Here is a 24,915-nt window from a genome sequence, read left to right on the forward strand (position 1 = left end):
TGAACGAAGCGAACGCAGGGAGCGAAGTGAGTTATGCGCCAGCCCCGAGGCGCGAGCAGCGCAGGGAAGTCGGCCCGACTGGGCCGACACCGGAACCATGAGCCCGGTAGCGGCACGGGCTGCAGGGCCACACGAGAACAAGCGACCGACGGCCATGTGCCACTTGTGGCCCCCGGCGCCCCGAAGCTCATCGCCCGCCCCGTCGCCTCAAGCCTCGAGCCGAAGCAACTCGGCGCCGTCGCCGATCTGGTCGCCCACGGCGAACAGCAGCTCGGCCACCACCCCGTCCTTGGGCGCGTTGATGGTGTGTTCCATCTTCATGGCTTCCATCACCGCCAGGGGCTGGCCCTTGCTGACCTTGTCGCCCACCGCCGCCAGGAAGCTGACCAGCTTGCCGGGCATGGGCGCCGTCAGGCGGCCAGCCTCCGCGGCGCCGTCTCCGGCATGGGCCAGGGCGTCGATCTCGGTCAGATAGGCACTGCCTTGCGGTGCGAAGACAGCCACGGTCTCACCATCGGCATAACTGTTCACCCGCACACGCTGCTGTGCCAGGCCGGAGCCCAGCAGAAGCTCATGCTGCTCCAGGCTGCTGGAGTTGACGGCAAATGCCAAGGCCTCGCCGCCGTCGATGCTCAGCTGCATGCCGCCCTGGTGGTGGCGCGAGAGCAGCACCGCATGGCGCTGACCGGCCACCTCCAGATCGAAACGGCGCGCCGAGGCGCCGAACAGGCGCCAGCCATCGCGGCGGCTCCAGGGGTCGGCATCCTGCGATTGGGCCTCAGCCGCCAGGGTGTGGGCCACCACGGCCGCCGCACTGATCTGCAGCGGCAAGCCGGGCTGCTCGAACAGAGCGGCGCGCTCGCGCTCGATCAGGGCTGTGTCCAGATCGGCCGTGGCAAACGACGCCGTGGCGGCACAGCGGCGCAGAAAGGCCACATTGGTTTGCAGGCCGACGATGTGGGTGTCGCGCAGCGAGGCGTCCAAGCGGGCCAGAGCCTGTTCGCGGTCCTCGCCCCAGACGATCAGCTTGGCGACCATGGAATCGTAGAAGGGGCTGATGGCATCGCCCTCCCCCACGCCCGCATCGATGCGAACCGGGCCGCGCTCGAAGGCCACATGGGCCGGCCAGCGTGCCACGTTCAGCGCGCCGGTGGCGGGCAGGAACCCGGCCTCGGGGTTCTCGGCGCAGATGCGTGCCTCGATGGCATGGCCGTGCATGCGCAGCTCGTCCTGCTGCAGCGGCAAGGGCTCGCCCGAGGCCACGCGCAGCTGCCACTCGACCAGATCCTGGCCGGTGATCGCTTCCGTCACCGGATGCTCAACCTGCAAGCGGGTGTTCATTTCCATGAAATAGAAGCGGCCGTCCTGCTCGCAGATGAACTCCACGGTACCCGCGCCCACATAGCCCACCGCCTTGGCCGCGGCCACCGCCGCACCGCCCATCTGGGCGCGGCGCTCAGCCGTCATGCCCGGGGCGGGCGCTTCTTCCAGCACCTTCTGGTGGCGGCGCTGCACCGAGCAATCGCGCTCGAGGAGATAAACGCAGTTGCCCTGGCTGTCGCCAAAGACCTGGATCTCGATATGGCGCGGGCGCTGCACATAACGCTCGATCAGCACCGCATCGTCACCGAAGCTGTTGATCGCCTCGCGCTTGCACGAGGCCAGGGCGGCATCGAACTCATCGGCGCTGTAGACCGCGCGCATACCCTTGCCACCACCGCCGGCGCTGGCCTTGATCAGCACCGGGAAACCAATGCGCACGGCCTCGGCCTTGAGCAGGGCCGGGTCCTGATCAGCACCGTGGTAGCCGGGCACCAGGGGCACACCGGCCGCTTCCATCAAGCGCTTGGACTCGGCCTTCAAACCCATGGCCTGGATGGCGCTGGCCGGCGGGCCGATAAAGACCAGGCCATGCGCGGTGCAGGCCTGCGCGAACTCTTCGTTCTCGCTCAAGAAACCGTAGCCAGGGTGCACGGCCTCGGCGCCCGTGGCTTTGGCCGCGTCAATGATGCGCTGCCACTGCAGGTAGGAATCCTTGGGCGCCGGGCCGCCGATCAGCACCGCTTCGTCACAAGCCTGCACATGGCGGGCCTGGGCATCGGCCTCGGAATACACGGCCACGGTCTTCACGCCGAGACGGCGCGCGGTGGCGGCCACGCGGCAGGCGATCTCGCCGCGGTTGGCAATCAAGATTTTTCTGAACATCTGAAATGTCTCCTGGGTCTCTTTTGATCGGGCGGTGGCGAGGGCCACCTTGGCTCGCTCCGGTCAACTCACAAGCCAAGCAATTCAATCGGCAGGCCTAAGCCAACAGCACCATCACGCCTCGAAGTGCCAAAGCAAGTCCTGCTCCGTAGGCCAACAACTTGCACAGGCGTGGCATGGGCTCCCAAACCAACAGCGCCCGCGGGCGCTTGAAGGAAGCCGGATTCAGCACGAAAGACGAAACGACACAACCCACAAACAGGGCTCCCAAGACAGCTTGGAAATCAGCTCCCTTCACGAGCAAGGGCGCCAGTGTCACGACGAGGGCGAACACGGAAAAGAAGCTTCCAATGATTCGCTCCCGGATACCCAGGGTTTTCCAATCCAACATACCAAGCTCCCGATTCACAACCCACTCACGACCCACGAGAGATCCAGACTTGGCCCTTCAACAGCCAAGGAGAGCCCACGCCTCCTCGCTCAATGCGAGGAGCAGCCCTTCTTCTCGCATGCTGCTTCTTGCGGCACCAAATTCGCCTCGCTGGCGCAACGCATGCCCAGGCGGTTCAGCAGGGCGCGGTCTTTCTCGGCCTGCGGGTTGCTGGTGGTCAGCAGCTTGTCGCCGTAGAACATGCTGTTGGCGCCGGCCAGGAAGCACAGGGCCTGCATGCTCTCGGGCATTTCTTCGCGGCCGGCCGAAAGGCGGACCATGGCTCGCGGCATGGTGATGCGAGCCACCGCGATGGTGCGGATGAACTCAAAGGGGTCGAGCGCCTCCGTGCCCTTGTCGGCCAGCGGCGTGCCTTCGACCTGCACCAGGTTGTTGATGGGCACCGATTCCGGGTAGGGGTTCAGATTGGCCAGCTGCACGATCAGGCCGGCTCGCTGGCGGCGGGTTTCACCCATGCCGACGATGCCGCCTGAGCAGACCTTGAGGCCGACATTGCGCACGCGGTCCAGCGTGTCCAGGCGGTCCTGGTAGGTGCGGGTGGTGATGATCTGGCCGTAGAACTCGGGCGAGGTGTCGAGGTTGTGGTTGTAGTAGTCCAGGCCGGCTTCGGCCAGCTGTTCGGCTTGGCCGTCACCCAGCATGCCGGCGGTCAGGCAGGTTTCCAGGCCCATGGCCTTGACCTCCTTGACCATCTCGCCGATGGCTTCCAGATGGCGCTCCTTGGGCGAGCGCCAGGCGGCGCCCATGCAGAAACGCGTGGCGCCATTGGCCTTGGCGGCGCGGGCGGCTTCCAGCACCTCTTGCAGCGGGATCAGCTTTTCGGCCTTGAGGCCGGTGTCGAAATGGGCCGACTGCGGGCAGTAGGCGCAGTCCTCTTCGCAACCGCCGGTCTTGATGGACAGCAGCGTGGACAGCTGCACCGCATTGGCGTCGAAGTTCTCGCGGTGCACCTGCTGGGCTTTGAACAGCAAGTCGTTGAAGGGCAGATCGAACAAGGCCACCACCTCGTTGACGGTCCAGGGCTTGGCGTTCTGGCGGTCGGCGTCCGTGGTCGGCGTCAGCGATTGGATCTGGTTGGTGGTTTGGGTGTGGGAAGAGTGGCTCATGGCGATTCCGAAAAACAGCAGGTGTCAGGTGGCAGAGGCGGCAAGCGAGGCTTGCACGCGCTCAAGATTCAGATGGGCGGCCACGGCCGCGGCGGAAGGGTCAGACAGGCGGGGCACATGACCCCAGCAGGGCGCGGCCAGGGCCGCGTCCAGCGCGGCCAGATTGTCCGCCACATAAGGCATGGCGGTGTCCACGGTGTTGGCCACCCAGCCGACCAAGCGCAGGCCGCGCGCGCGCACGGCTTCCGCCGTCAGCAAGGCATGGTTGATGCAACCCAGTCGCAAGCCCACGACCAGGACCACGGGCAGGCCCAGGTCCTGCGCCAGATCGGCAGTGTCAAAGCCCTCGCCCAGGGGCACGCGGAAGCCGCCCACCCCTTCGACCAAGGCCAGATCGCCCAGGGCGGCGCTGGCGCGGACGGCGGCCAGCAGCGGCGCACGCTCGATGCGCTGCCCTTCCAGGGCGGCGGCGATGTGCGGCGCGCAGGCGGCGCGGAACTGCAAAGGCCCGATCTGCTCAGTGCGCATGCCCAGACGCTGGGCCGCCTGCAGGCCCTGCACATCCTCGTTGACCCACTGACCGTCGACCAACTCCTGGCCGGCGGCCAGCGACTTGACCGGCGCCACGCGCAGGCCGGCTTCGGCCAACAGATGGGTCAGCCCGGCTGTGATGCAGGTCTTGCCGATTTCGGTGTCGGTGCCGGTGATGAAAAAACCTCTCATGCGGCCACCTTGTCCATGTCGGCGGCGGCTTCAGCCAATGCAGCGAGAAGTTGGTCCACATCCGCCTCGCTGTGCGTCGCACACAAGGTAATGCGCAGCCGCGCCTCGCCCTTGGGCACGGTGGGCGGGCGGATGCCGGGCACGCGGATGCCCTCGCGTTCCAGGCGCGCGGCCAATGCCATGACCTCGGCATTGCCGCCGACGATCAAGGGCTGAACAGGGGTGTCCGACGGTGCCAGGCGCCAGCCCAGGGCCGGGTGGCGGGCCAGCAAAGCTTGGACACCGGCACGCAGCCGTGCCTGCAAATGGCGCAGGTTGGCACGCCGGGCCTTGCCCAGATCGCCCTCGATCAGAGCAAAGCTGCTCAGCAGCGCGTGCTCAAGGGCTGGCGGCGAGGCGGTGGAAAAAATGTAGTTGCGGGCCGCCTGCAGCAGGTACTGGGTCACCGTGGCATGGGCCACGACGAAAGCACCGGCCAGACCAGCCGCCTTGCCCAGGGTGCCGACCAGGATCAGGCGCTCGCTGCGCAGGCCGAAGTGTTCCAGCGAACCACGGCCGTGCTCGCCCAGCACGCCAAAACCATGGGCATCGTCGACGATCAGCCAGGCATCGAACTCTTCAGCCAGGGCCAGCAAGGCCGGCAGCGGCGCCAGATCGCCGTCCATGCTGAAGACCGCATCGCTGACGATGAGCTTGACCTTGGCCGTGCTGGCGGCCAACAGCTCGCGCAGCGCCGCCACGTCGCCATGGGCATAACGTTTCACTTGCGCGCGTGCCAGGCGGGTACCGTCGATCAGCGAGGCATGGTTCCAGGCCTCGGAGAAGATCTCGGCCTCTTCATCGCCCAGCGCGGTGACGACGGCCAGATTGGCCATATAGCCGGTGCAAAAACCCAGAGCACGTGCTTCGGGGATGTGGGGCGCCAGCCAGCGGCTCAAGGTTTCAGCCACCTGCTCATGGGCGCGGCTGTGGCCGCTGATCAGAGGCGAGGCGCCGGAGCCGCCGCCGTAAATCTGGGCGCCTTCGATCAAGGCCTCGCGCAGCGCGGGCTCGGCGGCCAGGCCCAGGTAGTCGTTGGAGCAGAACATCAGCAGCTCGTGCGTGCGGCCGTCGGCGCCGCGCACCTGCTGGCGCGGCGCAGTGCCGCTCTCGGCCTGGCGCAGAAAACGCGTCAGGCTCTGGGCTTCGATGGTGCGCAGCTTGGCGCTCAGATGATCAAGCAACATGGACTTCTTTGCTCAGGGTCTGGGCACTGCCCTCGGTCGACTCGGACAACACCTCGTCCAGCGTCAGGCGCACGGCGCGGGCCAGGAAGGCGGCCGCTTCGGCATCGATCAGATAGGGCGGCATCAGGTACACGGTGCCGCCGATCGGGCGGATCAGCAGCTCATGGGCGCGCGCGGCCAGATGGAAACGCTCGGCAAAGCGCAGGCCCGGCTCGCTCACATCGAAGGCCAGCACCATGCCTTGCTGGCGCAGATGGGCCACGCGCGGGTGCGAGGGCAGCGACGCGAAGGCGTCCTTCAAGAGCTGGGCCTGCTCGGCATTGGCCTGCAGCTGGCCGGCATCGAAGCGGTCCAACACCGCATTGGCGGCGGCACAGGCCAGGGCATTGCCGGTGTAGGAATGCGAATGCAGGAAGCCGCGGCTGACGTCTTCGCTCCAGAAGGCCTGGTAGACCGCCTCGGTCGTGAGCACCAGGGACAGGGGCATGGTGCCGCCGGTGATGCCTTTGGACAGGGACATAAAGTCAGGCCACATGGACACGCCCCCACGCTCGTGGGTACACGAGCTGCCCCCCGAGGGGGCGCCGCCAGCTTGGGGCGGCCCGGCGCTGGCTTGCTCCGCCTCGACAAAAGCATGTTCCCAGGCGAAAAAAGTGCCCGTGCGGCCGCAGCCCATGGCAATCTCGTCAACGATCAGGTGCACCTCGAACTCGGTGCACAAGGCCCGCAGGCCGCGCAGATAGGCCGCGTCGTACATCACCATGCCGGCGGCGCCTTGCACCAGGGGCTCGATGATGACGGCGGCGATGTGCTCGCCGCGCTCGCTCAGCAGCGCGCGCATGGCGGCCAGGGCGGTGGCCTCATTGCCCAACCGAGAATCGGGCGACTCCACAATATGCGCACGCATCAGGAGCGGGTCGTAGGCGTCGCGGAACACCTTCACATCGGTCACGGCCAGGGCGCCGATGGTCTCACCGTGGTAGCCGTTCTTCAGGCAGACGAACTCGCGCTTCTCGGCCCGGCCGCGGTTGCGCCAGCTGTGGAAGCTCTGCTTGAGCGCGATTTCCACCGCGCTGGCGCCGTCGCTGCCGAAAAACACATGGCCCAGGGCGCCACCGGTGCGCGCGCTCAGGCGCTCGGCCAGGCGCACGGCCGGCGCGTGGGTGCAGCCCGCCAGCATCACATGGGGCAAGGTGTCGAGCTGCGCCTTGATGGCCGCGTTCAGGCCGGCATCGGCATGGCCGAAAAGATTGACCCACCAGGAGCTGTTGGCATCGAAATAGCGCCGGCCCTCGTAGTCGTAGAGCCAGGGGCCGGCACCACGGGCGATGGGCAGGGGAGGCACCACTTCGGCGCGCGCCATCTGCGTGCAGGGGTGCCAGACGGCGGCCACGCTGCGGCGCTGCCAGTCCTGCTGGGGAGTCAACGGAGTACTGCTGGAAGTCATCAAGGGAATCGACGTGAACTCAAGCCAGCCAGCTCGGCCGGCTCTTGTTCAGAAAGCTCTGCACACCGTCACGCCCCTCGTCGCTGGCACGGATGTCAGCGATGCGGCGCGCGGTGTCATCACGCAGCGAAGCCGTGATTGTCGCGTGTGCGACGTCCTGCACCAGGCGCTTGCAGGCGCGCACCGCGGCGGGGCCGTTGGCGCAGAGGGCGGACAGCAGGGCTTCGACCTTGTCGTCCAGGCTCTCGGCCGTGGCCAGCTCGTGGACCAGGCCCAGGCGATAGGCCTCGGCGGCACTGAAGCGCTCGGCGGTGATGAAGTAGCGGCGCGAGGCCTGTTCACCCAAAGCGCGCACCACATAGGGGCCGATGGTGGCCGGCAGCAGGCCCAGCTTGGCCTCGGACAGGCAGAAACCGGCCGTGTCCACCGCCACCACCACATCGCAGACGGACACCAGGCCCACGCCACCGGCGTAGACATCGCCCTGCACGCGGGCGATCACCGGCACCGGGCAGCTGTAAATCGTCCACAGCATCTCGGCCAGGCGGGAGGCGTCGGCATGGTTTTCGTCCCAGCTGTAGCCGGCCATGGCCTTCATCCAGTTGAGATCGGCGCCGGCGCAGAAGGCCTTGCCCTCGGCGGCCAGCACGATGGCGCGCAGAGCTGGGTCCCGGCCCAGTTCCGCGAACGCAGCTGTGAGTTCGGCGATCACGCCTTCGTTGAAGGCATTGCGCACCTCGGGGCGGTTCAGGGTGACGCGGGCGATCTGGCCCGAGGGGTCGCTGCGTTCGATCTTGAGGCTGCTCTGCTGTTCACTCATGGCTGCTGCTTCTTTCTGTTCCACACCACGGCGTCGTCCACCGCGTACAACTGACAGGTTTGGCTGCTGTAGCGCTGACAAAACGCCAGGGCCCGCGACGTGGCCGCATCGCCGAAGGCATAACCGGTGCGACCCTGCGCATTGAAGGCAAAGGCGCGCGGCTTCTTTGCGGCGAGAAATTTTCGGTAGCTGTCTTTGGCAGCGCTGCCGCTCAAGGGCAAGGCCGATTCGTCCTGCACATCCAGCTCGGCATTGACCGGCGGCAAGGCGATCACACCGGGGGTGCTGAAGCCCAGCTGGGCCAGAAACTCCTCGACCAGGGGCTGCCAGCTGTCACTGCCGGCGCTGAACAGCGTATGACCGTCTTCGCCGAAGGCGGGAAAAAGCCGGTAGTCCAGCGCGGCGCCAGCCTCGGCAAAGGCCTTGGCCCAGCTGCGGCTGAAGCGCGGACCGAAGTAGCGATCGTTCTCGGCGTAGACCCAGAGCGATCTGAGCTGGGGCGAGTTCTGTGCGATCAGCTCGCCATAGGCCTGGTAGATCTGGCGCAGCTGGGTGCCGCCGCAAGGCTCACCGGGATGTTTGTCCGGGTCGCCGCCATGGCCGCCGGCGAAATTGATGGCTGCCACCTGCCCCGGCAGACCGGCCGCCGTGGCGGCCATGGTCGAGATGCCGCCGACCGATTGCCCGAGCAGCACCACGCGCTTGGCATCGATGTCCGGCTGCTGCTGCATGTGAGCCGCCACGGCCAAGATCTGTGAGGCCGCCGCCGCCAGGGCCGGCGCAAAGCGCGGCTCGCGGCAGGAGATGCTGCTCTCCGGGTCACCCGCCTCGGCCAGCTCACCGTAACCCAGGCGCAGGGGCACGGCCACGGCAAAGCCCTTGCGCACAAAGTAGCGGGCGGCCGTCTCGAAACGCGGGCGCTTGTACTCGGCACGCTTGTCGGTCGAACGGCCATGGCTGATCAGCACCAGGGGGAAAGGCCCCGGGCCGGCCGGCCTGAAGGTGGTGACCAGCAGCTCGCCCTTGCTGGGCTTGCCAAACGCGTCTTGCACCTCGACCGGCACGCGCAGGATCTGCTCGCGCACATCGAGATGCAGGCGCTCGGCGTCCGCAGCGGGAGCTGCGACCGCGGTGTCGCTGGCTTGCGAATGCGCAAGGCTCAGGCCCACCAGCAGCGAAGCTGCCAGAAGGCACTTCAGAGCTCCCGGCAGAAGAGCGCGGCACCGCGGGCGTTCAAACTGGGCCATGGGGTTGAAGAGGGTCAGGTCTTGCCTAGCCTTGCGGCCCATCACATGCGGAAGACGCCGAACTTCGTCTCGCCAATCGGCGCATTCATGGCCGCCGACAGGCCCAGGGCCAACACCCGGCGGGTGTCGGCCGGGTCGATCACGCCGTCATCCCAGAGGCGGGCGCTGGCGTAGTAGGGGTGGCCTTGGTCCTCGTACTGCTGGCGAATGGGCGCCTTGAAGGTTTCTTCTTCCTCGGCGCTCCAGCTGCCGCCCTTGCCTTCGATGCCATCACGCTTGACCGTGGCCAGCACCGAAGCCGCCTGCTCGCCGCCCATCACCGAGATGCGCGCATTCGGCCACATCCAGAGGAAGCGCGGCGAGTAAGCGCGGCCGCACATGCCGTAGTTGCCGGCGCCAAAGCTGCCGCCAATGATGATGGTGAACTTGGGCACCTGGGCACAGGCCACGGCGGTCACCATCTTGGCGCCGGCGCGGGCAATGCCCTCGTTTTCGTACTTGCGGCCGACCATGAAGCCGGTGATGTTCTGCAGGAACACCAACGGGATCTTGCGCTGACAGCAGAGCTCGATGAAATGCGCGCCCTTGTTGGCGCTCTCGGCAAACAGGATGCCGTTGTTGGCGACGATGCCGACCGGCATGCCCTCGATGTGCGCAAAGCCGCAGACCAGGGTGGCGCCGTAGCGGGCCTTGAATTCGTCGAACTCGGAGCCATCGACGATGCGGGCAATGACCTCGCGCACATCGAAGGGCTTGCGGGTGTCGGTGGGGATCACGCCGTGCAGCTCGGCCGCATCGAACAGCGGCTCGCGCGGTGCTTGCAGGCGCTGCTGCTGTGCGCCAAGCTTCCGCCAGTTCAGCGCCGCCACCGACTGCCGGGCCAGGGCCAGGGCATGGGTGTCGTTGTGGGCCAGATGGTCGGCCACGCCCGAGAGCCGGGTGTGCACATCGCCGCCGCCCAGGTCTTCGGCCGTCACCACCTCGCCGGTGGCCGCCTTCACCAGCGGCGGGCCGCCCAGGAAAATGGTGCCCTGGTTCTTGACGATGATGGTCTCGTCGCTCATGGCCGGCACATAGGCGCCACCGGCCGTGCAAGAGCCCATCACCACAGCGATCTGCGGAATGCCTTCGGCGCTGAGATTGGCCTGATTGAAGAAGATGCGGCCGAAGTGATCGCGATCCGGGAAGACCTCATCCTGGTTGGGCAGATTGGCGCCCCCCGAATCCACCAGATAGACGCAAGGCAGGCGGTTCTGTGCCGCGATCTCCTGCGCGCGCAGATGCTTCTTGACCGTCATGGGGTAGTAGGTGCCGCCCTTCACCGTCGCGTCGTTGCAGACGATCATGCAGTCCACACCCGAAACGCGGCCGATGCCAGCGATCATGCCGGCGCCAGGCGCGGCGTTGTCGTACATATTCAGCGCGGCGAGGGGTGCCAGCTCCAGAAACGGCGTGCCTGGATCCAGCAGCATCTCGACCCGGTCGCGCGGCAGCAGCTTGCCGCGGGCGGTGTGCTTGGCGCGCGCGGCCTCACCGCCGCCTTGGGCGATCTGCACCAACCGGGCATTGAGGTCGTCAATCAGGCCCCGCATGGCCTCGGCGTTGGATTTGAAATCTGCCGAGCGGGCATTGAGCTTGGTGGTCAGCTGGGCCATGGGGTCTCCGAAAAACAGCAGCCTGAATCGAGAAAACAATCGCTCGATCCGGTCGCGGATGAGTTCAACTCAAATTCTGTATCCAAGCGTGCCTGCGTTCAGCCAGGCACACCGAGGCGCGAAGAATAGGCCAGAGCACGAAGGCTGGCAAGCCCGACTTGAGTTTCACTCAATTATTGCGCAGAATCGCGATGTGAGCCCACCCAAGCCCTCCCCCTCTCCAGCCGTCAGGACCGCTGCCGCCAAGGCCCCGGTTCGCCGCGCCCCCGCCGGCGCCAAGGCCGAGCAGCGCGTGCGCGACATACTGCGCGTGGGCCGCGAGGTGTTCGCCGAACGCGGTTTCGAGCGCGCCACCACCACCGAGATCGCCGAGCGTCTGGGCGTGTCCGAGGCTACCGTGTTCACCTACTTCCGCGGCAAGCGGGAGCTGTGCATGCGGGTGATCGCCGATTGGTACGACGAGATCATTGGCGAGATCGAGGCCGGCCTGCCGCGCGAGGCGTCGGTGCGCGAGCAGCTGGAGTTCATGGTTCACACCCATCTGCGCCTGTTTCTGATCCAAGGCACGGGCTTGTGTGCCCTGGTGCTCTCGGAAGGCCGGCGCAGCGGCGACGACAAGCTCGGCGATGGGTTTGTCGAACTACAGCGCCGCTACACCGCGCCCTTGATGGACCTGCTGGCCCGCGGCCAGGCCAGCGGCGAGCTGCGCGCCGACATCCCGCTGCGCCTGCTGCGCTCCCTGGTCTTCGGGCCCATGGAGCACATGCTCTGGGAAGTCATCCTGACCGGCCGCCAGATCGACACCGACCGCAGCGCCCGCGACCTGGTCGCCCTGCTCTGGCCCGCCCTGCAAGCGCCGGAGCAGGAACTGCAGCGGCTGCGCGCCCTGCGTCAACAACTGGAAGCAGCACTGGCCCTGGGCTGATCTGCGCGTCGGCTGCTTTCCGCACATTGCGGACCTCGCCTGTCTGGATCTTTCTCGCTGCGGTGTCTCGACCCGCCGCCGGGCTCATGGTTCGCGGGTCGGCTCTGCGAGCCGACTCCCCTCGCTGCTCACTGCACGGCTCAGCGGCGCCAAACTCCCTCCGTTCGCTGCGCTCACTGTGGTCAAACAGTGGCGCCGAGTCAGAGCTTGAAGCGCGCTTGAAGCAAACTTCGGCGCGCGCCTGAGCCGCTTCGCTGCGCTCTCGGCCGCGCACAAATCGCCCAACGGCGGGCCGAGCCACCTTCGGATGTGGCGTGTTCCACCGTTGATGGGGCAGATCGATCGCGATGCAAGCGCCCTGCAGCCCGTGCCGCTGCCGGGCGATTTGTGCAGGGCCGAGCAGCACAGCGCCTCGGGGCGCGCACGTACCCGTGCGCTTCAAGTTCTAACTTGGCGCTTCTGTCTGAACGAAGCGAACGCAGGGAGCGAAGTGAGTTATGCGCCAGCCCCGAGGTGCGAGCAGCGCAGGGAAGTCGGCCCATCAGGGCTGACCCCGGAACCATGAGCCCGGTGGCGGCGCGGGCTGCAGGGCCTCACGAGTAAAACCAAAGGCTGCTTCGTGCCGATCACCGACGCCGGCCCACCTCCACTGCCGGTGAAGCGCCAGTCGCGCTCAGCCCGCCAGCGCGGGCGTCGTGATCTCCCCCGGGATGCTCTTGCGGGCAAACAAGGTGTACATGGTGGGCACCACAAAAATGGTCAGCAGCGTGCCCAGGCTCATGCCGCCGACGATGACCCAGCCGATCTGCTGGCGGCTTTCGGCGCCGGCGCCGGTGGCCAGGGCCAGGGGCAAGGCGCCCAGCACCATGGCGCCGGTGGTCATCAGGATGGGGCGCAGGCGCAGGGCCGAGGCTTCGACCACGGCCTCCAGCGTGGCCTTGCCTTGTTGGCGCAGCTGGTTGCTGAACTCGACGATCAGGATGCCGTGCTTGGTGATCAGGCCCACCAGCGTGATCAGGCCGATCTGCGAGTAGACATTGAGCGTGCCGCCCGCCCATTGCAGGGCCGCCAGCGCGCCGACCATGGACAGGGGCACGGACAGCAGGATCACAAACGGATCGATGAAGCTCTCGAACTGCGCTGCCAGCACCAGGAAGATGAAGAGCAGCGCCAGCACGAAGACCAGGCTCAACGCACCGCTGCTGGATTTGTACTCGCGCGACACGCCGTTCAGTTCGGTCGCATAACCGGCCGGCAGGATCTGCTGCGCCGTCTTGTCCATGAAGTCCAGCGCCTCGCCCAACGAGTAGCCCGGCGCCAAGCCGGCGCTGATGGCCACCGAGCGACGTTGGTTGAAGTGATTGAGCTCGCGCGGGCTGACGGCCTCGTTGACCTTGACCAAGCTGGACAGAGGCACCAGCGCATCGCCCTTGCCGCGCACATAGAGCTGCTCGATCTGCTGCGGTGTGGTGCGGTTCTGGCTTTCGGTCTGCACCAGCACGTCGTACTGCTCGGCGTCGCGCTTGTAGCGCGTCACCGCGCGGCTGCCCAGCATGGTCTCGACCGTGCGGGCGATCTGGTCCACCGGCACGCCCAGGTCGGCGGCACGCTCGCGGTCCACCTCCAGGAAGAGCTCGGGCTTGTTCAGGCGCAGATCGTTGTCGATCTGCACCAAGCCCGGATTCTTGGCCAGGGCGGCGCTGAAATCAGCGGTGACCTTGGCCAGATTGGTGTAGCTGTCGCCGGTGACGATGACGAAGTTGATCGGCCGCGAGGTGAAGCCCTGGCCCAGGCTCGGCGGGGTGATGGGGAAAGCGCTGACGCCGGGCAACAGGTTCATCTGCGGCACCATGGCACGCGCCAGTTCGGCCGTGGAGCGGCTGCGCTGGTCCCAATCCACGGTGCGGAAAATCGCCAGGCCGCCGGCCACATTGCCGCCGCCGGAGAACACGAAACGGCGATCGAACTCGGGGTAAGTGGCGGCGATGTCCTCGATGGCATCGAGGTAGCGCGAGGTGAAGGCCATGGTGGACCCGTCGGGCGCGCTGATGGGCAGCACGATCACGCCGCGGTCTTCCTGCGGCGCCAACTCGGACTTGGCATTGAGGTACAGCCAGCCCGTGCCGCAGGCCGAGGCCAGCATCACCAGCACCACCACCCAGCGCTGACGCAGGGCCATGCGCAGTGCGGCGGCATAGCGCTCGCTGATCCAGACCAGCACCCGCTCCATGCCAGCATCGAAGCGTGTGGGCTTGGCGTTATGGCGCAGCAGCTTGGAGCACATCATGGGCGTGAGCGTCAGCGCCACAAAGCCCGAGACCAGCACGGCGCCTGCCAGGGTCAGCGCGAACTCGACAAAGATGCGGCCGGTACGGCCGGGCGTGAAGGCCAGCGGTGCGAACACCGCCACCAGGGTCAGCGTCATGGCCACCACGGCAAAGCCGATTTCCTTGGCACCTTTGAGCGCCGCCTGGAAAGGCTCCAACCCTTCCTCGATGTGGCGGAAGATGTTTTCCAGCACCACGATGGCATCGTCCACCACCAGACCGATGGCCAGCACCAGGGCCAGCAGGGTCAAGGTGTTCACGGTGAAGCCAGCGGCGGCCATGATGGCAAAGGCGCCAATCAAGCTGACCGGAATCGTCACCAGCGGAATGATGGACGCACGCAGGGTGCGCAGGAACACGAACACCACCAGGGCCACCAGCACCACCGCCTCGGCGATGGTGTGATAGACCGATTCGATCGAACGCTCGATGAACAGCGCGTTGTCGCTGGCCGGGCGCACGGTGATGCCGGCAGGCAGATCCTGCTGCAGGCGCGGCATCATGGCCGTGACGGCGGCCGACACGTCCAGCGGGTTGGCCGTGGCCTGCTTGATCACGCCCAGAGACACCGAAGGCAGGCCATTCAGGCGCACGCGCGAACGCTCGCTGGCGGCGGCCTCTTCGATGCGGGCGACATCGCGCAGCTTGACCGTGTAGCCCGCCACCTGGCGCAGCGTGACCTCGGCAAACTGGGCCACGGTGTTGAGGTCGGTGCGGGCGGTGACGTTGAACTCGCGCTGCTGGCTCTCGATGCGGCCGGCCGGCACCTCCAGGTTCTGGCGGCGCAGCGCGTCTTCCACATCCTGCACGGTCAGCTTGTAGGCCGCCAGGCGCGCGGCATCCAGCCAGACGCGCACGGCATAACGGCGGTCGCCGCCGATCTCCACATCGGCCACGCCGGGGATGGTTTGCAGGCGCGGCTTGACGATGCGATTGACCACATCGGTGACCTGCAGCGGGTCCAGGGTCTCGCTGGTGAAGGCAATGCGCAGCGTGGGCTGGGCATCGGCCTCAACCTTGGCCACCACCGGCTCGTCCACGGCCGTGGGCAAGCGGCCACGCACGCGGGCCACGCGGTCGCGCACATCGGCGGCGGCGTTGTCGGGGTTCTTCTCGAGCTTGAAGCGCACCGTGATCTGGCTCGATTCCGAGCGCGAGATCGAGGTGACGATGTCCACGCCCTCGATGCCGGAGATGGAGTCTTCCAGCGGCTTGGTGACCTGGCTTTCGATCACCTCGGAGGAGGCGCCCACCAGCCGGGTGCTGACGGTGACCACCGGTTCGTCGATACGCGGGTACTCGCGCAGCGAGAGCTTGCCGAAGGACACCAGGCCCACCAGCAAGAGCAGCAAGGACATCACCGTCGCAAAAACCGGGCGACGGATGGAGGTTTCAGAAATCTTCATGGCCGGTGGGCTTTCAGCGGCTGGCGGCGGAGGACGCCGGCGATGACGCGGCCGGCGCCGAGGCTGCACCCGCAGGCTTGCCCGCCTTCTTGCTGTCCACATCCACCACCTTGACCGCCTGGCCATCGCCGCGCAGCAGCTTGGCCTGACCGGCGGTGACGACGCGATCGCCCTCCTTCAGCCCTTCCAGCAACTCGACCTGGCCGTTCAGGCGCAGGCCCAGCTTGGCCTCGATGCGGCGGGCCTTGAGCTGGCCCTCTTCTTCGACCAGCTTGATCACGAACTGCTTGCCGGCGAGCGGCACCAAGGCTTCTTCGGGCACCAGCAGAGCGCCAGCATGGGTGGCAAGCACCACGCGCACACGGGCGAACAGGCCGGACTTGAGCTCCGGCGCCGTACCCTGGATTCGCGCACGCACCAGCAGCGAGCGGCCGGCGGCATCCAGCGCCGTGTCCAGGGCCTCGATGCGGGCATTGAAATTGCGGCCCGGCCAGGCGTCCAGCGAGACCTCGACCTGCTGGCCGGCCTTGAGGCGCGGCACATAGCGTTCGGGCAGGCGGAAATCGACCCACATCGAGGAGGCGTCCTCGAGGCTGACCAGATCGCTGCCGTCCTTGATGTAATCGCCCAGGTTGACGGCACGGATGCCGGCGCGGCCACTGAAGGGCGCGCGCACCTGCATGCGCGCCAGCTGCGCCTTGTTCAACGCCACCTGCGCCTCGGACACCTGCAGGGCGGCCTGGGCCTGATCCACGGCATTGGCACTGACGAAGTTCTGCGCCAGCAGCTCGCGGTTGCGCTGCAGCTGGGTGCGAGCGATGCCGGCTTGCGCCTCGGCCTGCTGCAGCTGCGCGACTTGCAAGGCATCATCGAGCTGCACCAGCAGCTGGCCCTGGCGCACCATCTGGCCGTCGCCGAAGCCCAGCTTGACGATGCGGCCGCTGACCTCGGGCTTGAGCATCACGGCCTGGGCCGCACGCAAGCTGCCCACGGCCTGGGCTTCGTCCGCCAGGTCGGCACGCTGCACGCGGCCGGCTTCCACGGGGATGGGGCCGGCCGGCTTGCCATCCCTGGCGTCTTTCTTGTCACCGGGTTTGGCGGCGGCACCCTTGCCCTCGGTTTGCGCGGCCATGGCCTCGCCCACCGGCACGCGGTGCTGCCACCACCAGGCGGCGCCACTCAATCCCAACAAGGCCGCAATGGCCACAAAACGGTGCAGTTTTTTCGAGCTCATGGGTTCTCCGAGCCTGCACTCTAGCGGCGGCTCCGGTCGCGTGCAGGCCTCAGGGCATGAAGCACGGACTGAGGGGTGTCAGTGACGGTCGGCGGGCGCCAATCGCACGGCGCGCGCCTCCAGGCTTGGGATCAGCCGGTCGATTCAGCGGCCGACCGAGGCCACGCCGCGGTTGGCCAGGGCGTCGGCGCGCTCATTGCCCGGGTCGCCGGAATGGCCCTTGACCCAGCGCCACTCCACCTGGTGCAGCTTGCGCAGCGCATCCAGGCGCTGCCAGAGCTCGGCATTCTTGACCGGCTTGTTGTCGGCCGTCTTCCAGCCACGGCGCTGCCAGCCGCTGATCCACTCGGTCATGCCTTTGCGCACGTACTCGCTGTCGGTGTAGATGGTGATCTGGCAGCTGCGCTTCAGCGAGGCCAGGGCCTCGATCACGGCCGTCAGCTCCATGCGGTTGTTGGTGGTGTTGCGCTCGCCGCCGAACAGCTCTTTCTCATGCCCGCCTGCACTCAGCCAGGCACCCCAGCCGCCTGTGCCCGGGTTGCCCTTGCAAGCCCCGTCGGTGTAGATGACCACCACCGGCTTGGCGATATGGACCGGCGGCTTGGCTTCGGGGGTGGACGGGGGAACTGCTGCATTCATGGAGGGGTGCGGATCGCTGGTGAGAGATGGAAAAAGAAACAAACGGACGGAACGGGCGGCTTGGCGCGCCGGCACTCAGCGCTCGGGCGGCCGCCCTTCGCCCTGCCAGGGCCGGGCATTGCCGCTTTGCGTCACCACGGCCGGAGCCGCAGCACGGCCGAACTTGCGCGAGCGCTGCAATCCAATCAAGCGCATGCCATGCACCCGCTTGACCGCCTGGATGAAATACACCGCGCCGAGCACCGGCCACCAACGCGCGCCGATGGGTTCGATACCGCGCCAGCGCTCCAGCCAGACCTCGCTGCGCAGCGGCGGGCTGTAGCAACCGAAGCGAGCCGCCTCGACCTCAAAGGTCAGCAAGCGCAGCCAGTCGCGCAAGCGCCAGTAGCCCAGAAACTCGCCCGCCAAAGGCAGGTAGAGCTTTTGCTCGCCGGGCAGCAAGCGGCCGAGATTCTGCCTCAGGCCCCAGAGGCTGGCCGGATTCAGGCCCAGGATGATCAGCCGCCCCTCTGGCCGCAGCACCCGCTCGACCTCGCGCAAGGTCTGGTGCGGGTCGGGCGCCAGCTCCAGGCTGTGCGGCAGCACCACCAGGTCCAGGCTGTTGCTCTCAAAAGGCAGGGCATCGAACTCGGTCAGCAGCAAGGGCAGGCCCTGCGGCCCGGAGCGGGCAGCGGGGTCCAGCGCCAGCCAGCGGTGCGGCATGCGGTTGGCGCGCAACGTCGGCAACTCGGGCAGGCCCAGCTGCAGGGCATGGAAGCCAAAAATATCGGCCACGGCGGCATCGAGCTGCTGCTGTTCCCAGCGCAGCAGGTACTGGCCCGGCGGCGTCTGCAGCCAGGTGGCCAACTCTATAATCGAAGCTTCGCGCGTCATGCGGCTGTCGATTCCTGAAGGCCAAGGCTGTCACGGCCACGGGCTTGCAGCAGGCCGCAGGGGGTCAGGTCTTGAGTCCCCACGCGCCTCACCCGGCCCGAGGGGCCGGCCGTCATGGAAGGGTGGTTCCGGAATGAAGTGCGGCGGAATGAAGTACGGCCGAATGAAAACCTGCGCATGGAACTGACAGCCCTTCCCGCTTTCACGGACAACTACATCTGGATGCTCAGCGTCGGGCGCGACGCCCTCGTCGTCGACCCCGGCGAGGCCGAGCCGGTGATCGCCGCCTTGCGCGAGCGCGACCTGCACCTGCGGGGCATTCTAGTGACGCACCACCATGGCGACCATGTTGGCGGCATCGACGCCCTGCGCCCCTGGCTGAAGGACGGCCAGGGTCAGGTCTGGGGCCCGGCACGCGAGCGCATTTCCGCGCCCTTCACGCCGCTGAGCGAGGGCCAGCACGTATCCCTGCTCGGCCTGGACTTCGAGGTGCTGGAGGTGCCCGGCCACACGGCCGGCCACATTGCCTTTGTGCTGCGCCAACCGGGCGGCGGCCAGGCGCCCCTGCTGTTCTGCGGCGACACCTTGTTCTCGGGAGGCTGTGGCCGCCTGTTCGAAGGCACGCCGGCGCAAATGCAAGCCTCGCTGGCGCGTTTCACCGCCCTACCCGCCGAGACGCGCGTCTGCTGCACGCACGAGTACACCCTGTCCAATCTGCGCTTCGCCCGCGAGATCGAACCCGACAACCGCGCCCTGGCCGAATACCAGGCCTGGTGCGAAGGGCAGCGTGCCCAAGGTCAACCGACCCTGCCCTCCCGCGTTGGACTGGAGCTGCAGATCAACCCCTTTCTACGCTGCACCGAACCCAGCGTTCAGGCTGCAGCGCGCCGCCACACCAGCTTCTCGCCCACCCAGCGCCCCCGGCCGGGTGAGGCGCCGCAAGACCTGCCCCCCGAATCCCTCGCTGTCTTCGCCGCCCTGCGGCAATGGAAGAACGACTACCGATGACCCCAAGCCCTACCCCGCGCCGCGGCCTGCAAGCCCTGTCCACCCTGGCTCTGGCCGCCCTGCTGGCCGCCTGCGCCAGCGGCCCGACCCCCGTGGCCGAAACCGCAGCCCCCAGCGAACGCAATGCCCTGCCGCGCAGCTTCGGCAGCCTGGCCCTATCGAACACCCCCGAGGCCACAGCCGTGCCAAGCCCGGCCACCAGGCAGGACGAAGCCCTGGGTGCCCCCGAGCTGGAAGATAGCCTGCGCCCGGGCATGAAGATCGATCTGGACGCCCCGACCGCGCGCAACGACCTGTGGAATCGCCTGCGCGCCGGCTTCCAGCTGGAAGACCTGGAGAACGAGGGTGTGCGCCGCGCCGAGGCCTGGTACAGCGCCCGCCCCGACTATGTGCAGCGCATGACCGAGCGTGGCAGCCGCTACCTCTTCCACATCATCGAAGAGGTCGAAAAGCGCGGCATGCCGGCCGAGCTGGCCCTGCTGCCCTTCACGGAAAGCGCCTTCAACCCGCAGGCCATGTCCACCGCCAAGGCCTCGGGCATGTGGCAGTTCGTGCCGGCCACCGGCCGTGACTTCTCGCTCAAGCAGAACATCTTCCGCGACGACCGCCGCGATGTGCTGGCCTCCACCCGCGCTGCACTCGACTACCTGGGCCGCCTGCACAAGATGTTCGGCGATTGGCGCCTGGCCTTGGCGGCCTACAACTGGGGCCAGGGCAATGTGCAGAAAGCCATCGCGCGCAACCAGAAGGCCGGCCTGCCGACCGACTACGAGAGCCTGCGCATGCCGGAGGAGACGCGCTACTACATCCCCAAGCTGCAGGCGGTGAAGAACATCGTGCAGAACCCGGAGAAGTACGGGCTGTCCCTGCCGCCGGTGGAGAACCACCCCTACTTCCTGACCGTGCGCATCGACCGCGACATCGATCTGGAAACCGCCGCCCGTCTGGCCGGCATCACGCTGGAAAAGTTCAAGCAGTTCAATCCTCAGATGAACAAGCCGGTGATGCTGGCCGCCGGCAGCAACCAGCTGCTGCTGCCCTACGACAACGCCAAGGCCTTTGCCCTGAACCTCAGCGCCCACCGCGGCCCGCTGGCCAGCTGGACCGCCTGGGTGGTGCCCAAGACCATGCACCCCTCGGTGGCAGCCAAGCAGGTGGGCATGGACGAAGACCAGCTGCGCGAGGTCAACAAGATCCCACCGCGCATGCTGGTCAAGCAGGGCTCGACCCTGCTGGTGCCACGCAGCGCCAAGCGCAGCGAAGACGTCTCCAGCCATCTGGCCGACAACGCCTCGATCAGCCTGGCGCCCGATGTGCCCCCGCTGCGCAAACTCAAGATCAAGGCTGGCCGCAACGACAGCGTCACCACGGTGGCGGCGCGTTATGGCGTCAGCCCCGACCAGGTGGCGCAGTGGAACAAGGTGGCCAGCGGCGCCAAGTTCAAGCCGGGCCAGGCCCTGGCCGTTTACGTGCCCAACAAGCCGGCCGCGCGCAGCGGCACGCAGCTGGCGGCCAAATCGGGCAAGGCCGGTGTCAGCAGCAAGGGCGGCACGCGCGTGGCATCGGCCAAATCCAGCGGCAAGAGCAATGGCAACGCTGCCAAATCCCAAAGCAAATCGCGCGGCGTGACGGTGGCCGCAGCGCCGGAGACGGCGGTGCGAGCTTCGATCAAGCGCTGACAGCAGCGCACAAAAACAACGGGGCCTCGCAGGCCCCGTTTTCATTTCAAGTTGCAGGGCTCGCTGCACCTGCTGCGCCGACTCATGGGCCGCCCACGAAAAATAGCGCAATGCTGCAAGCCAGGCCCGCAGCCCAGATCAACGAGCGCAGCGTGGCCTGGTCCGCCAGATAAGCGGCGATGTAGGCGATGCGGGCGCCGATGAAGCCCAGCGCCAGGGCATCCACTGTGGCCTGCGGGGCCTGCATCTGCTGGGCGACCAGCACGCCGGCGATGAACAGCGGCAAGGCCTCAAAGCTGTTGGCCTGGGCCGCATTGGCGCGCGCCTGCCAGCCGCTCAGACCCGACAGCCAGGCGCGCGGCTGGTGGTTGTCGTAGCCGCCATCCCGGCGCCGCTTGCCGAAGCCGCGGGACTTGGCGATGCCGGCGCAGACGATGGGCAGCAGGCTGGCGACGATGATGCAGGTGTTGGCGAGTGTCATGAGGGGCGACCTTGTCGAGGGGAAACGGAACGGGGGAGAACTGGGGCGAAGGAGATGAAGGCCGTCAGCGACGGTCCACCAAGGCGTGGGCGATGGTGCCGAGATCGACATACTCCAGCTCGCTGCCCACGGGCACGCCGCGCGCCAGGCGGGTGGCACGGATGCCACGCGAGCGCAGCGCCTCGGCCAGCACATGGGCCGTGGCCTCACCCTCGGCGGTGAAGCTGCTGGCCAGGATCACCTCCTCCACCCCGCCCTCGCTCGCACGCGCAAGCAACTCGGCCGCGCCGATCTGCTGCACGCCGACGCCGTCCAGCGGACTGACCCGGCCGAGCAGCACGAAGTAGTAGCCGCGGTAGGAGTTGGTGCGCTCCAGCGCCGCCTGATCGGCCGGTGTTTCCACCACGCAGAGCAGGCGCGCATCGCGCTCGGGGTCGGCGCAAACCGGGCAGAGCGCGGTCTCGCTGAAGGTGTGGCAGCGCTCGCAATGGCCGATGCCTTCGGCCGCGGCCCGCAAGGCCTCCGCCATCAGGCGCGCGCCCTCGCGGTCATGCTGCAGCAGGTGGTAGGCCATGCGCTGGGCCGATTTCTGGCCCACGCCGGGCAGGCGCTTGAGCGCCTCGATCAGCGCCTCCAGAGCGCCCGCTGCGGGAGAGGACGCTGTCAAAGCGTCGAGCTCAGAACGGGAACTTCATGCCCGGCGGCAGGGGCATGCCGGCGGTCAGCTTGCTCATCTTCTGGGCGCTGACTTCTTCGGCGCGGCGCACCGCGTCATTGAAGGCCGCGGCCACCAGGTCTTCCAGCATGTCCTTGTCGTCCGCCAGCAGGCTGGGGTCGATGGTGACGCGCTTGACCGCGTTCTTGCAGGTCATGACGACCTTGACCAGGCCGGCGCCGGACTGGCCTTCCACTTCGACATTGGCCAGCTCGTCCTGAGCCTTCTTCAGGTTGTCCTGCATGGCCTGGGCTTGCTTCATCAAGCCCGCGAGTTGACCCTTCATCATTTTCAATACTCCTCAGTGTCAGGGGGTGTTCGTTGGAAAGTTGTCTTGCCTTGGGTGCGCCATCGCCCGGCTGCGGTCCAAACGCTCAATGCGAGCGGATCGAACCGGGCACGATGCGCGCCGTCTTGAACTGGGCCATCAAGGTTTGGGCAAAAGGATCGTTGATCACGATCTGCTCCACCTCACGTTGGCGCGCCTGGATGCGTGCCAGATCGCGCAGCGCCGGAGAGTCCTGGGGCACGCCGGCCTCAAGCTCGATCTGCACCGGCATCTGCAAGCCGGCTTCGAGCGCCACCTGCAGCTTGTCGCGCAGCGCCGGCTGGCGCAGCGATTCGCGCTCCACGCGCAGGCGCACCATCAAGCCGGCCGGGCCGTTCTCCAGACCCACGCATTCCGATCGCACGGCCAGCTCACGCGTCAGCGCCAGCAAACCCAGCGGCGCCACCAGCTCGGCCCATTGCGCGCCCAGCTCGGTGGGCTGCAGCGGCACATCCTCGCCGGCGGTCGAGGCATAGCCCTGGCGATTCGGTGCCGGGCGGCCGGCGCGCGGGGCGGCGCTGGCTCCAAAATCGTCGCCATCGGCGCCGTGTGAGGCGGATGCGCCGCCAGCGTCATCGTCCGACATGGGCGCATCCAGCCACGGCGGCGGTTCGCCATCGTCCGTGGGCCGGCCATCACCGACGACCTCATCCTCGGGCTCGGGCTCGGCATGAACCACCGGGCGGGGGCGCAGGCGGGCGCTGTAATCGCCGGCGGCCGGGCTGGGGGCGCGGGGAGGCACTGCCGGTGCAGGCACGGACGCGGGTACAGCTGCAGCCGAATGTGCAGCCGAATGTGCAGCCACAGGTGCAGGAGGCGGGGCTGTCGCCACTTCAGCGTCGTAGCCGACCTCAGGCTCGGACGCCTGCAGGGCGGGAGCCTCGGGCTCCATCTGGCCTTCGATCTCGGGCTCAGCCTGCGTTTGCGCACTGGGCTCGGCCACAGAACGAACCGGCGCTGCCGCCGCGGCAACAGGTGCAGGCTCGGATTCGACTGCAGGCTCAGGTTCGGGCTCAGCGTCGGGTTGCGCCTCGGTCGCTAGCGCTGCTTGCGCAACCACAGGCGACGCGGGCTCGACAGGCAGCGGATCCGGCGCGGTTGCCGTGTGAGCCGGCGCAGCAACAGGCACAGCGACAGGCACAGCAACAGATGCAACCACAGGCGTCGCATTTGAGGCGACTCTGGGCGCAGCCACCGTCGGCGCCGGTCGTGCCGGCCTTGCCACAGCCGCAGCGGGCTTGTTCAGCGTCTGGCCGGCCGCACCGGCGGGACGAAAGCTGAGCATGCGCAGCAGCACCATCAGCAGGCCGGCGTATTCATCGGGCGCCAGGGCCAGCTCGGCGCGGCCGTGCAAGGCCATGCTGTACATCAGCTGAATCTCATCGGCCGGCAGCAGGGCCGCCAGGCGCTCGGCCTCGGCCGTGTCCGGGTCGGTCTCGTCCAGAGCACCGGGGGCCGCCTGGGCCACGGCCATCTGCTGCAAGAGGCCGGCCAGATCTTCCAGGGTGCCTGCAGCCGACAGGCCGAGGGCGCGCAGGCCATCGGCCTGGGCCACCACGGCCGCACCGTCGGCGGCAGCCAGGGCGTCGATGATGGCCACCACATGGCCACGATCGACCGTGCCCAGCATCTGGCGCACGCCTTCTTCCACCAGCGAACCGGCGCCAAAGGCGATGGCCTGATCGGTCAGCGAAAGCGCATCACGCATGGACCCACGCGCCGCGCGAGAGAGCAGGCGCAGCGCACCCGCATCGGCCGGCACGCTTTCCTGCTTCAACACCTGCGTCAGATGGCTGAGCACCGTCTGCGGCGCCATGGGCCGCAGATTGAACTGCAGGCAGCGCGAGAGCACGGTGACCGGCACCTTCTGCGGGTCGGTGGTGGCGAGCACGAATTTCAGGTAATCCGGCGGCTCCTCCAGCGTCTTCAACATGGCGTTGAAGGCGGTGTTCGAGAGCATGTGGACTTCGTCGATCATGTAGACCTTGAAGCGGCCCATGACCGGCTTGTAGACCGATTGGTCCAGCAGCTGGCTGATTTCCTCGACGCCGCGGTTGGAGGCGGCATCGAGCTCGATGTAGTCGACAAAACGGCCGGCATCGATGGCCTGGCAGGCCTCGCAGACGCCACAAGGCGTGGCGGTGATGGTGCCCGTGCCGTCGGGCCCGGTGCAGTTGAGACTCTTGGCCAGGATGCGCGAGACCGTGGTCTTGCCCACGCCGCGGGTGCCGGTGAAGAGGTAGGCGTGATGCAGGCGTTGCTGGGTCAGTGCATTGGCCAAGGCCTGCACCACATGCTCTTGGCCCACCAGCTCTTCAAAACTGTGGGGGCGGTACTTGCGCGCGAGGACCTGGTAGCTCATGCGCGGCATTCTACGGGCCACCAGCCGCCCCGCCGGGCGCCAGGGCCGGCCGGCGCGC

The 24,915-nt window shown here is 67.5% G+C and carries 20 protein-coding genes; 3 read left to right on the forward strand and 17 right to left on the reverse strand.

From position 1 onward, the window contains the following. Positions 1 to 207: 207 nt before the first annotated feature. From AC1Q6P_RS19250 to AC1Q6P_RS19290, 9 genes are all read right to left on the reverse strand, one after another. Positions 208 to 2,205: an ATP-binding protein gene (locus AC1Q6P_RS19250; RefSeq protein ID WP_492663098.1), complete on the reverse strand. Its 1,998-nt coding sequence runs from the start codon at positions 2,203 to 2,205 to the stop codon at positions 208 to 210. A gap of 97 nt (positions 2,206 to 2,302) precedes the next feature. Beyond that, the gene (locus AC1Q6P_RS19255; protein ID WP_102769865.1) at positions 2,303 to 2,596 is read right to left on the reverse strand and encodes a hypothetical protein; all 294 of its coding nucleotides are present in this window, start codon (positions 2,594 to 2,596) and stop codon (positions 2,303 to 2,305) included. A gap of 89 nt (positions 2,597 to 2,685) precedes the next feature. Further along, entirely contained in the window at positions 2,686 to 3,762 is a 1,077-nt protein-coding gene (bioB, locus tag AC1Q6P_RS19260) for a biotin synthase BioB (protein WP_492663097.1), read from the reverse strand. A gap of 24 nt (positions 3,763 to 3,786) precedes the next feature. Beyond that, the gene (bioD, locus tag AC1Q6P_RS19265) at positions 3,787 to 4,485 is read right to left on the reverse strand and encodes a dethiobiotin synthase (protein ID WP_492663096.1); all 699 of its coding nucleotides are present in this window, start codon (positions 4,483 to 4,485) and stop codon (positions 3,787 to 3,789) included. Next, entirely contained in the window at positions 4,482 to 5,711 is a 1,230-nt protein-coding gene (bioF, locus tag AC1Q6P_RS19270) for an 8-amino-7-oxononanoate synthase (RefSeq protein WP_492663095.1), read from the reverse strand. Before bioF ends, bioD begins: the two co-directional genes overlap by 4 nt. Beyond that, the gene (locus AC1Q6P_RS19275; RefSeq protein ID WP_492663094.1) at positions 5,701 to 7,158 is read right to left on the reverse strand and encodes an aminotransferase class III-fold pyridoxal phosphate-dependent enzyme; all 1,458 of its coding nucleotides are present in this window, start codon (positions 7,156 to 7,158) and stop codon (positions 5,701 to 5,703) included. Before AC1Q6P_RS19275 ends, bioF begins: the two co-directional genes overlap by 11 nt. 19 nt (positions 7,159 to 7,177) lie before the next feature. Further along, positions 7,178 to 7,978 carry an enoyl-CoA hydratase/isomerase family protein gene (locus AC1Q6P_RS19280; RefSeq protein WP_492663093.1) on the reverse strand — a complete coding sequence of 267 codons (801 nt, stop codon included), beginning with the start codon at positions 7,976 to 7,978 and terminating at the stop codon, positions 7,178 to 7,180. Further along, a complete protein-coding gene (locus AC1Q6P_RS19285; protein ID WP_492663092.1) occupies positions 7,975 to 9,147 on the reverse strand; it encodes a dienelactone hydrolase family protein in 1,173 nt (390 codons plus the stop codon). The genes AC1Q6P_RS19280 and AC1Q6P_RS19285 overlap by 4 nt, the downstream gene beginning before the upstream one ends. Before the next feature lie 119 nt (positions 9,148 to 9,266). Continuing rightward, on the reverse strand, positions 9,267 to 10,880 hold the full coding sequence (locus AC1Q6P_RS19290; protein ID WP_492663091.1) for a carboxyl transferase domain-containing protein: 1,614 nt from the start codon (positions 10,878 to 10,880) through the stop codon (positions 9,267 to 9,269). A gap of 193 nt (positions 10,881 to 11,073) precedes the next feature. Here AC1Q6P_RS19290 and AC1Q6P_RS19295 point away from each other — a divergent pair, with 193 nt between their 5' ends. Continuing rightward, positions 11,074 to 11,805 carry a TetR/AcrR family transcriptional regulator gene (locus AC1Q6P_RS19295; RefSeq protein ID WP_442953001.1) on the forward strand — a complete coding sequence of 244 codons (732 nt, stop codon included), beginning with the start codon at positions 11,074 to 11,076 and terminating at the stop codon, positions 11,803 to 11,805. A 673-nt stretch (positions 11,806 to 12,478) separates the two neighbouring features. On the opposite strand, the gene AC1Q6P_RS19300 is transcribed toward AC1Q6P_RS19295, so the two are convergent. From AC1Q6P_RS19300 to AC1Q6P_RS19315, 4 genes are all read right to left on the reverse strand, one after another. Continuing rightward, on the reverse strand, positions 12,479 to 15,538 hold the full coding sequence (locus AC1Q6P_RS19300; protein WP_492663090.1) for an efflux RND transporter permease subunit: 3,060 nt from the start codon (positions 15,536 to 15,538) through the stop codon (positions 12,479 to 12,481). A gap of 13 nt (positions 15,539 to 15,551) precedes the next feature. Then, on the reverse strand, positions 15,552 to 16,772 hold the full coding sequence (locus AC1Q6P_RS19305; RefSeq protein WP_492663089.1) for an efflux RND transporter periplasmic adaptor subunit: 1,221 nt from the start codon (positions 16,770 to 16,772) through the stop codon (positions 15,552 to 15,554). A 144-nt stretch (positions 16,773 to 16,916) separates the two neighbouring features. After that, positions 16,917 to 17,411 carry a ribonuclease HI gene (gene rnhA / locus AC1Q6P_RS19310; protein WP_102767264.1) on the reverse strand — a complete coding sequence of 165 codons (495 nt, stop codon included), beginning with the start codon at positions 17,409 to 17,411 and terminating at the stop codon, positions 16,917 to 16,919. Between the two features lie 75 nt (positions 17,412 to 17,486). Next, on the reverse strand, positions 17,487 to 18,284 hold the full coding sequence (locus AC1Q6P_RS19315; protein WP_271008805.1) for a class I SAM-dependent methyltransferase: 798 nt from the start codon (positions 18,282 to 18,284) through the stop codon (positions 17,487 to 17,489). Between the two features lie 177 nt (positions 18,285 to 18,461). Between AC1Q6P_RS19315 and gloB the strand changes: the two genes are divergently transcribed. Both gloB and AC1Q6P_RS19325 read left to right on the forward strand, forming a co-directional pair. After that, positions 18,462 to 19,292: a hydroxyacylglutathione hydrolase gene (gene gloB, locus AC1Q6P_RS19320; RefSeq protein WP_492663088.1), complete on the forward strand. Its 831-nt coding sequence runs from the start codon at positions 18,462 to 18,464 to the stop codon at positions 19,290 to 19,292. Beyond that, complete coding sequence (locus AC1Q6P_RS19325) at positions 19,289 to 20,971, forward strand: transglycosylase SLT domain-containing protein (protein ID WP_492663087.1); 1,683 nt, start codon at positions 19,289 to 19,291, stop codon at positions 20,969 to 20,971. The genes gloB and AC1Q6P_RS19325 overlap by 4 nt, the downstream gene beginning before the upstream one ends. Before the next feature lie 82 nt (positions 20,972 to 21,053). Here AC1Q6P_RS19325 and AC1Q6P_RS19330 read toward each other — a convergent pair whose 3' ends face one another. From AC1Q6P_RS19330 to dnaX, 4 genes are all read right to left on the reverse strand, one after another. Next, positions 21,054 to 21,452, reverse strand: coding sequence for an MAPEG family protein (locus AC1Q6P_RS19330; protein ID WP_492663086.1), 399 nt, complete (start codon positions 21,450 to 21,452; stop codon positions 21,054 to 21,056). Between the two features lie 64 nt (positions 21,453 to 21,516). Continuing rightward, entirely contained in the window at positions 21,517 to 22,119 is a 603-nt protein-coding gene (gene recR / locus AC1Q6P_RS19335) for a recombination mediator RecR (RefSeq protein ID WP_492663085.1), read from the reverse strand. A gap of 10 nt (positions 22,120 to 22,129) precedes the next feature. Then, positions 22,130 to 22,456 carry a YbaB/EbfC family nucleoid-associated protein gene (locus AC1Q6P_RS19340; protein WP_102767270.1) on the reverse strand — a complete coding sequence of 109 codons (327 nt, stop codon included), beginning with the start codon at positions 22,454 to 22,456 and terminating at the stop codon, positions 22,130 to 22,132. Between the two features lie 85 nt (positions 22,457 to 22,541). Then, on the reverse strand, positions 22,542 to 24,857 hold the full coding sequence (dnaX, locus tag AC1Q6P_RS19345; RefSeq protein ID WP_492663084.1) for a DNA polymerase III subunit gamma/tau: 2,316 nt from the start codon (positions 24,855 to 24,857) through the stop codon (positions 22,542 to 22,544). Positions 24,858 to 24,915 lie beyond the last annotated feature (58 nt).

This window comes from Roseateles sp. GW835-FHT13E02 (assembly GCF_058794035.1).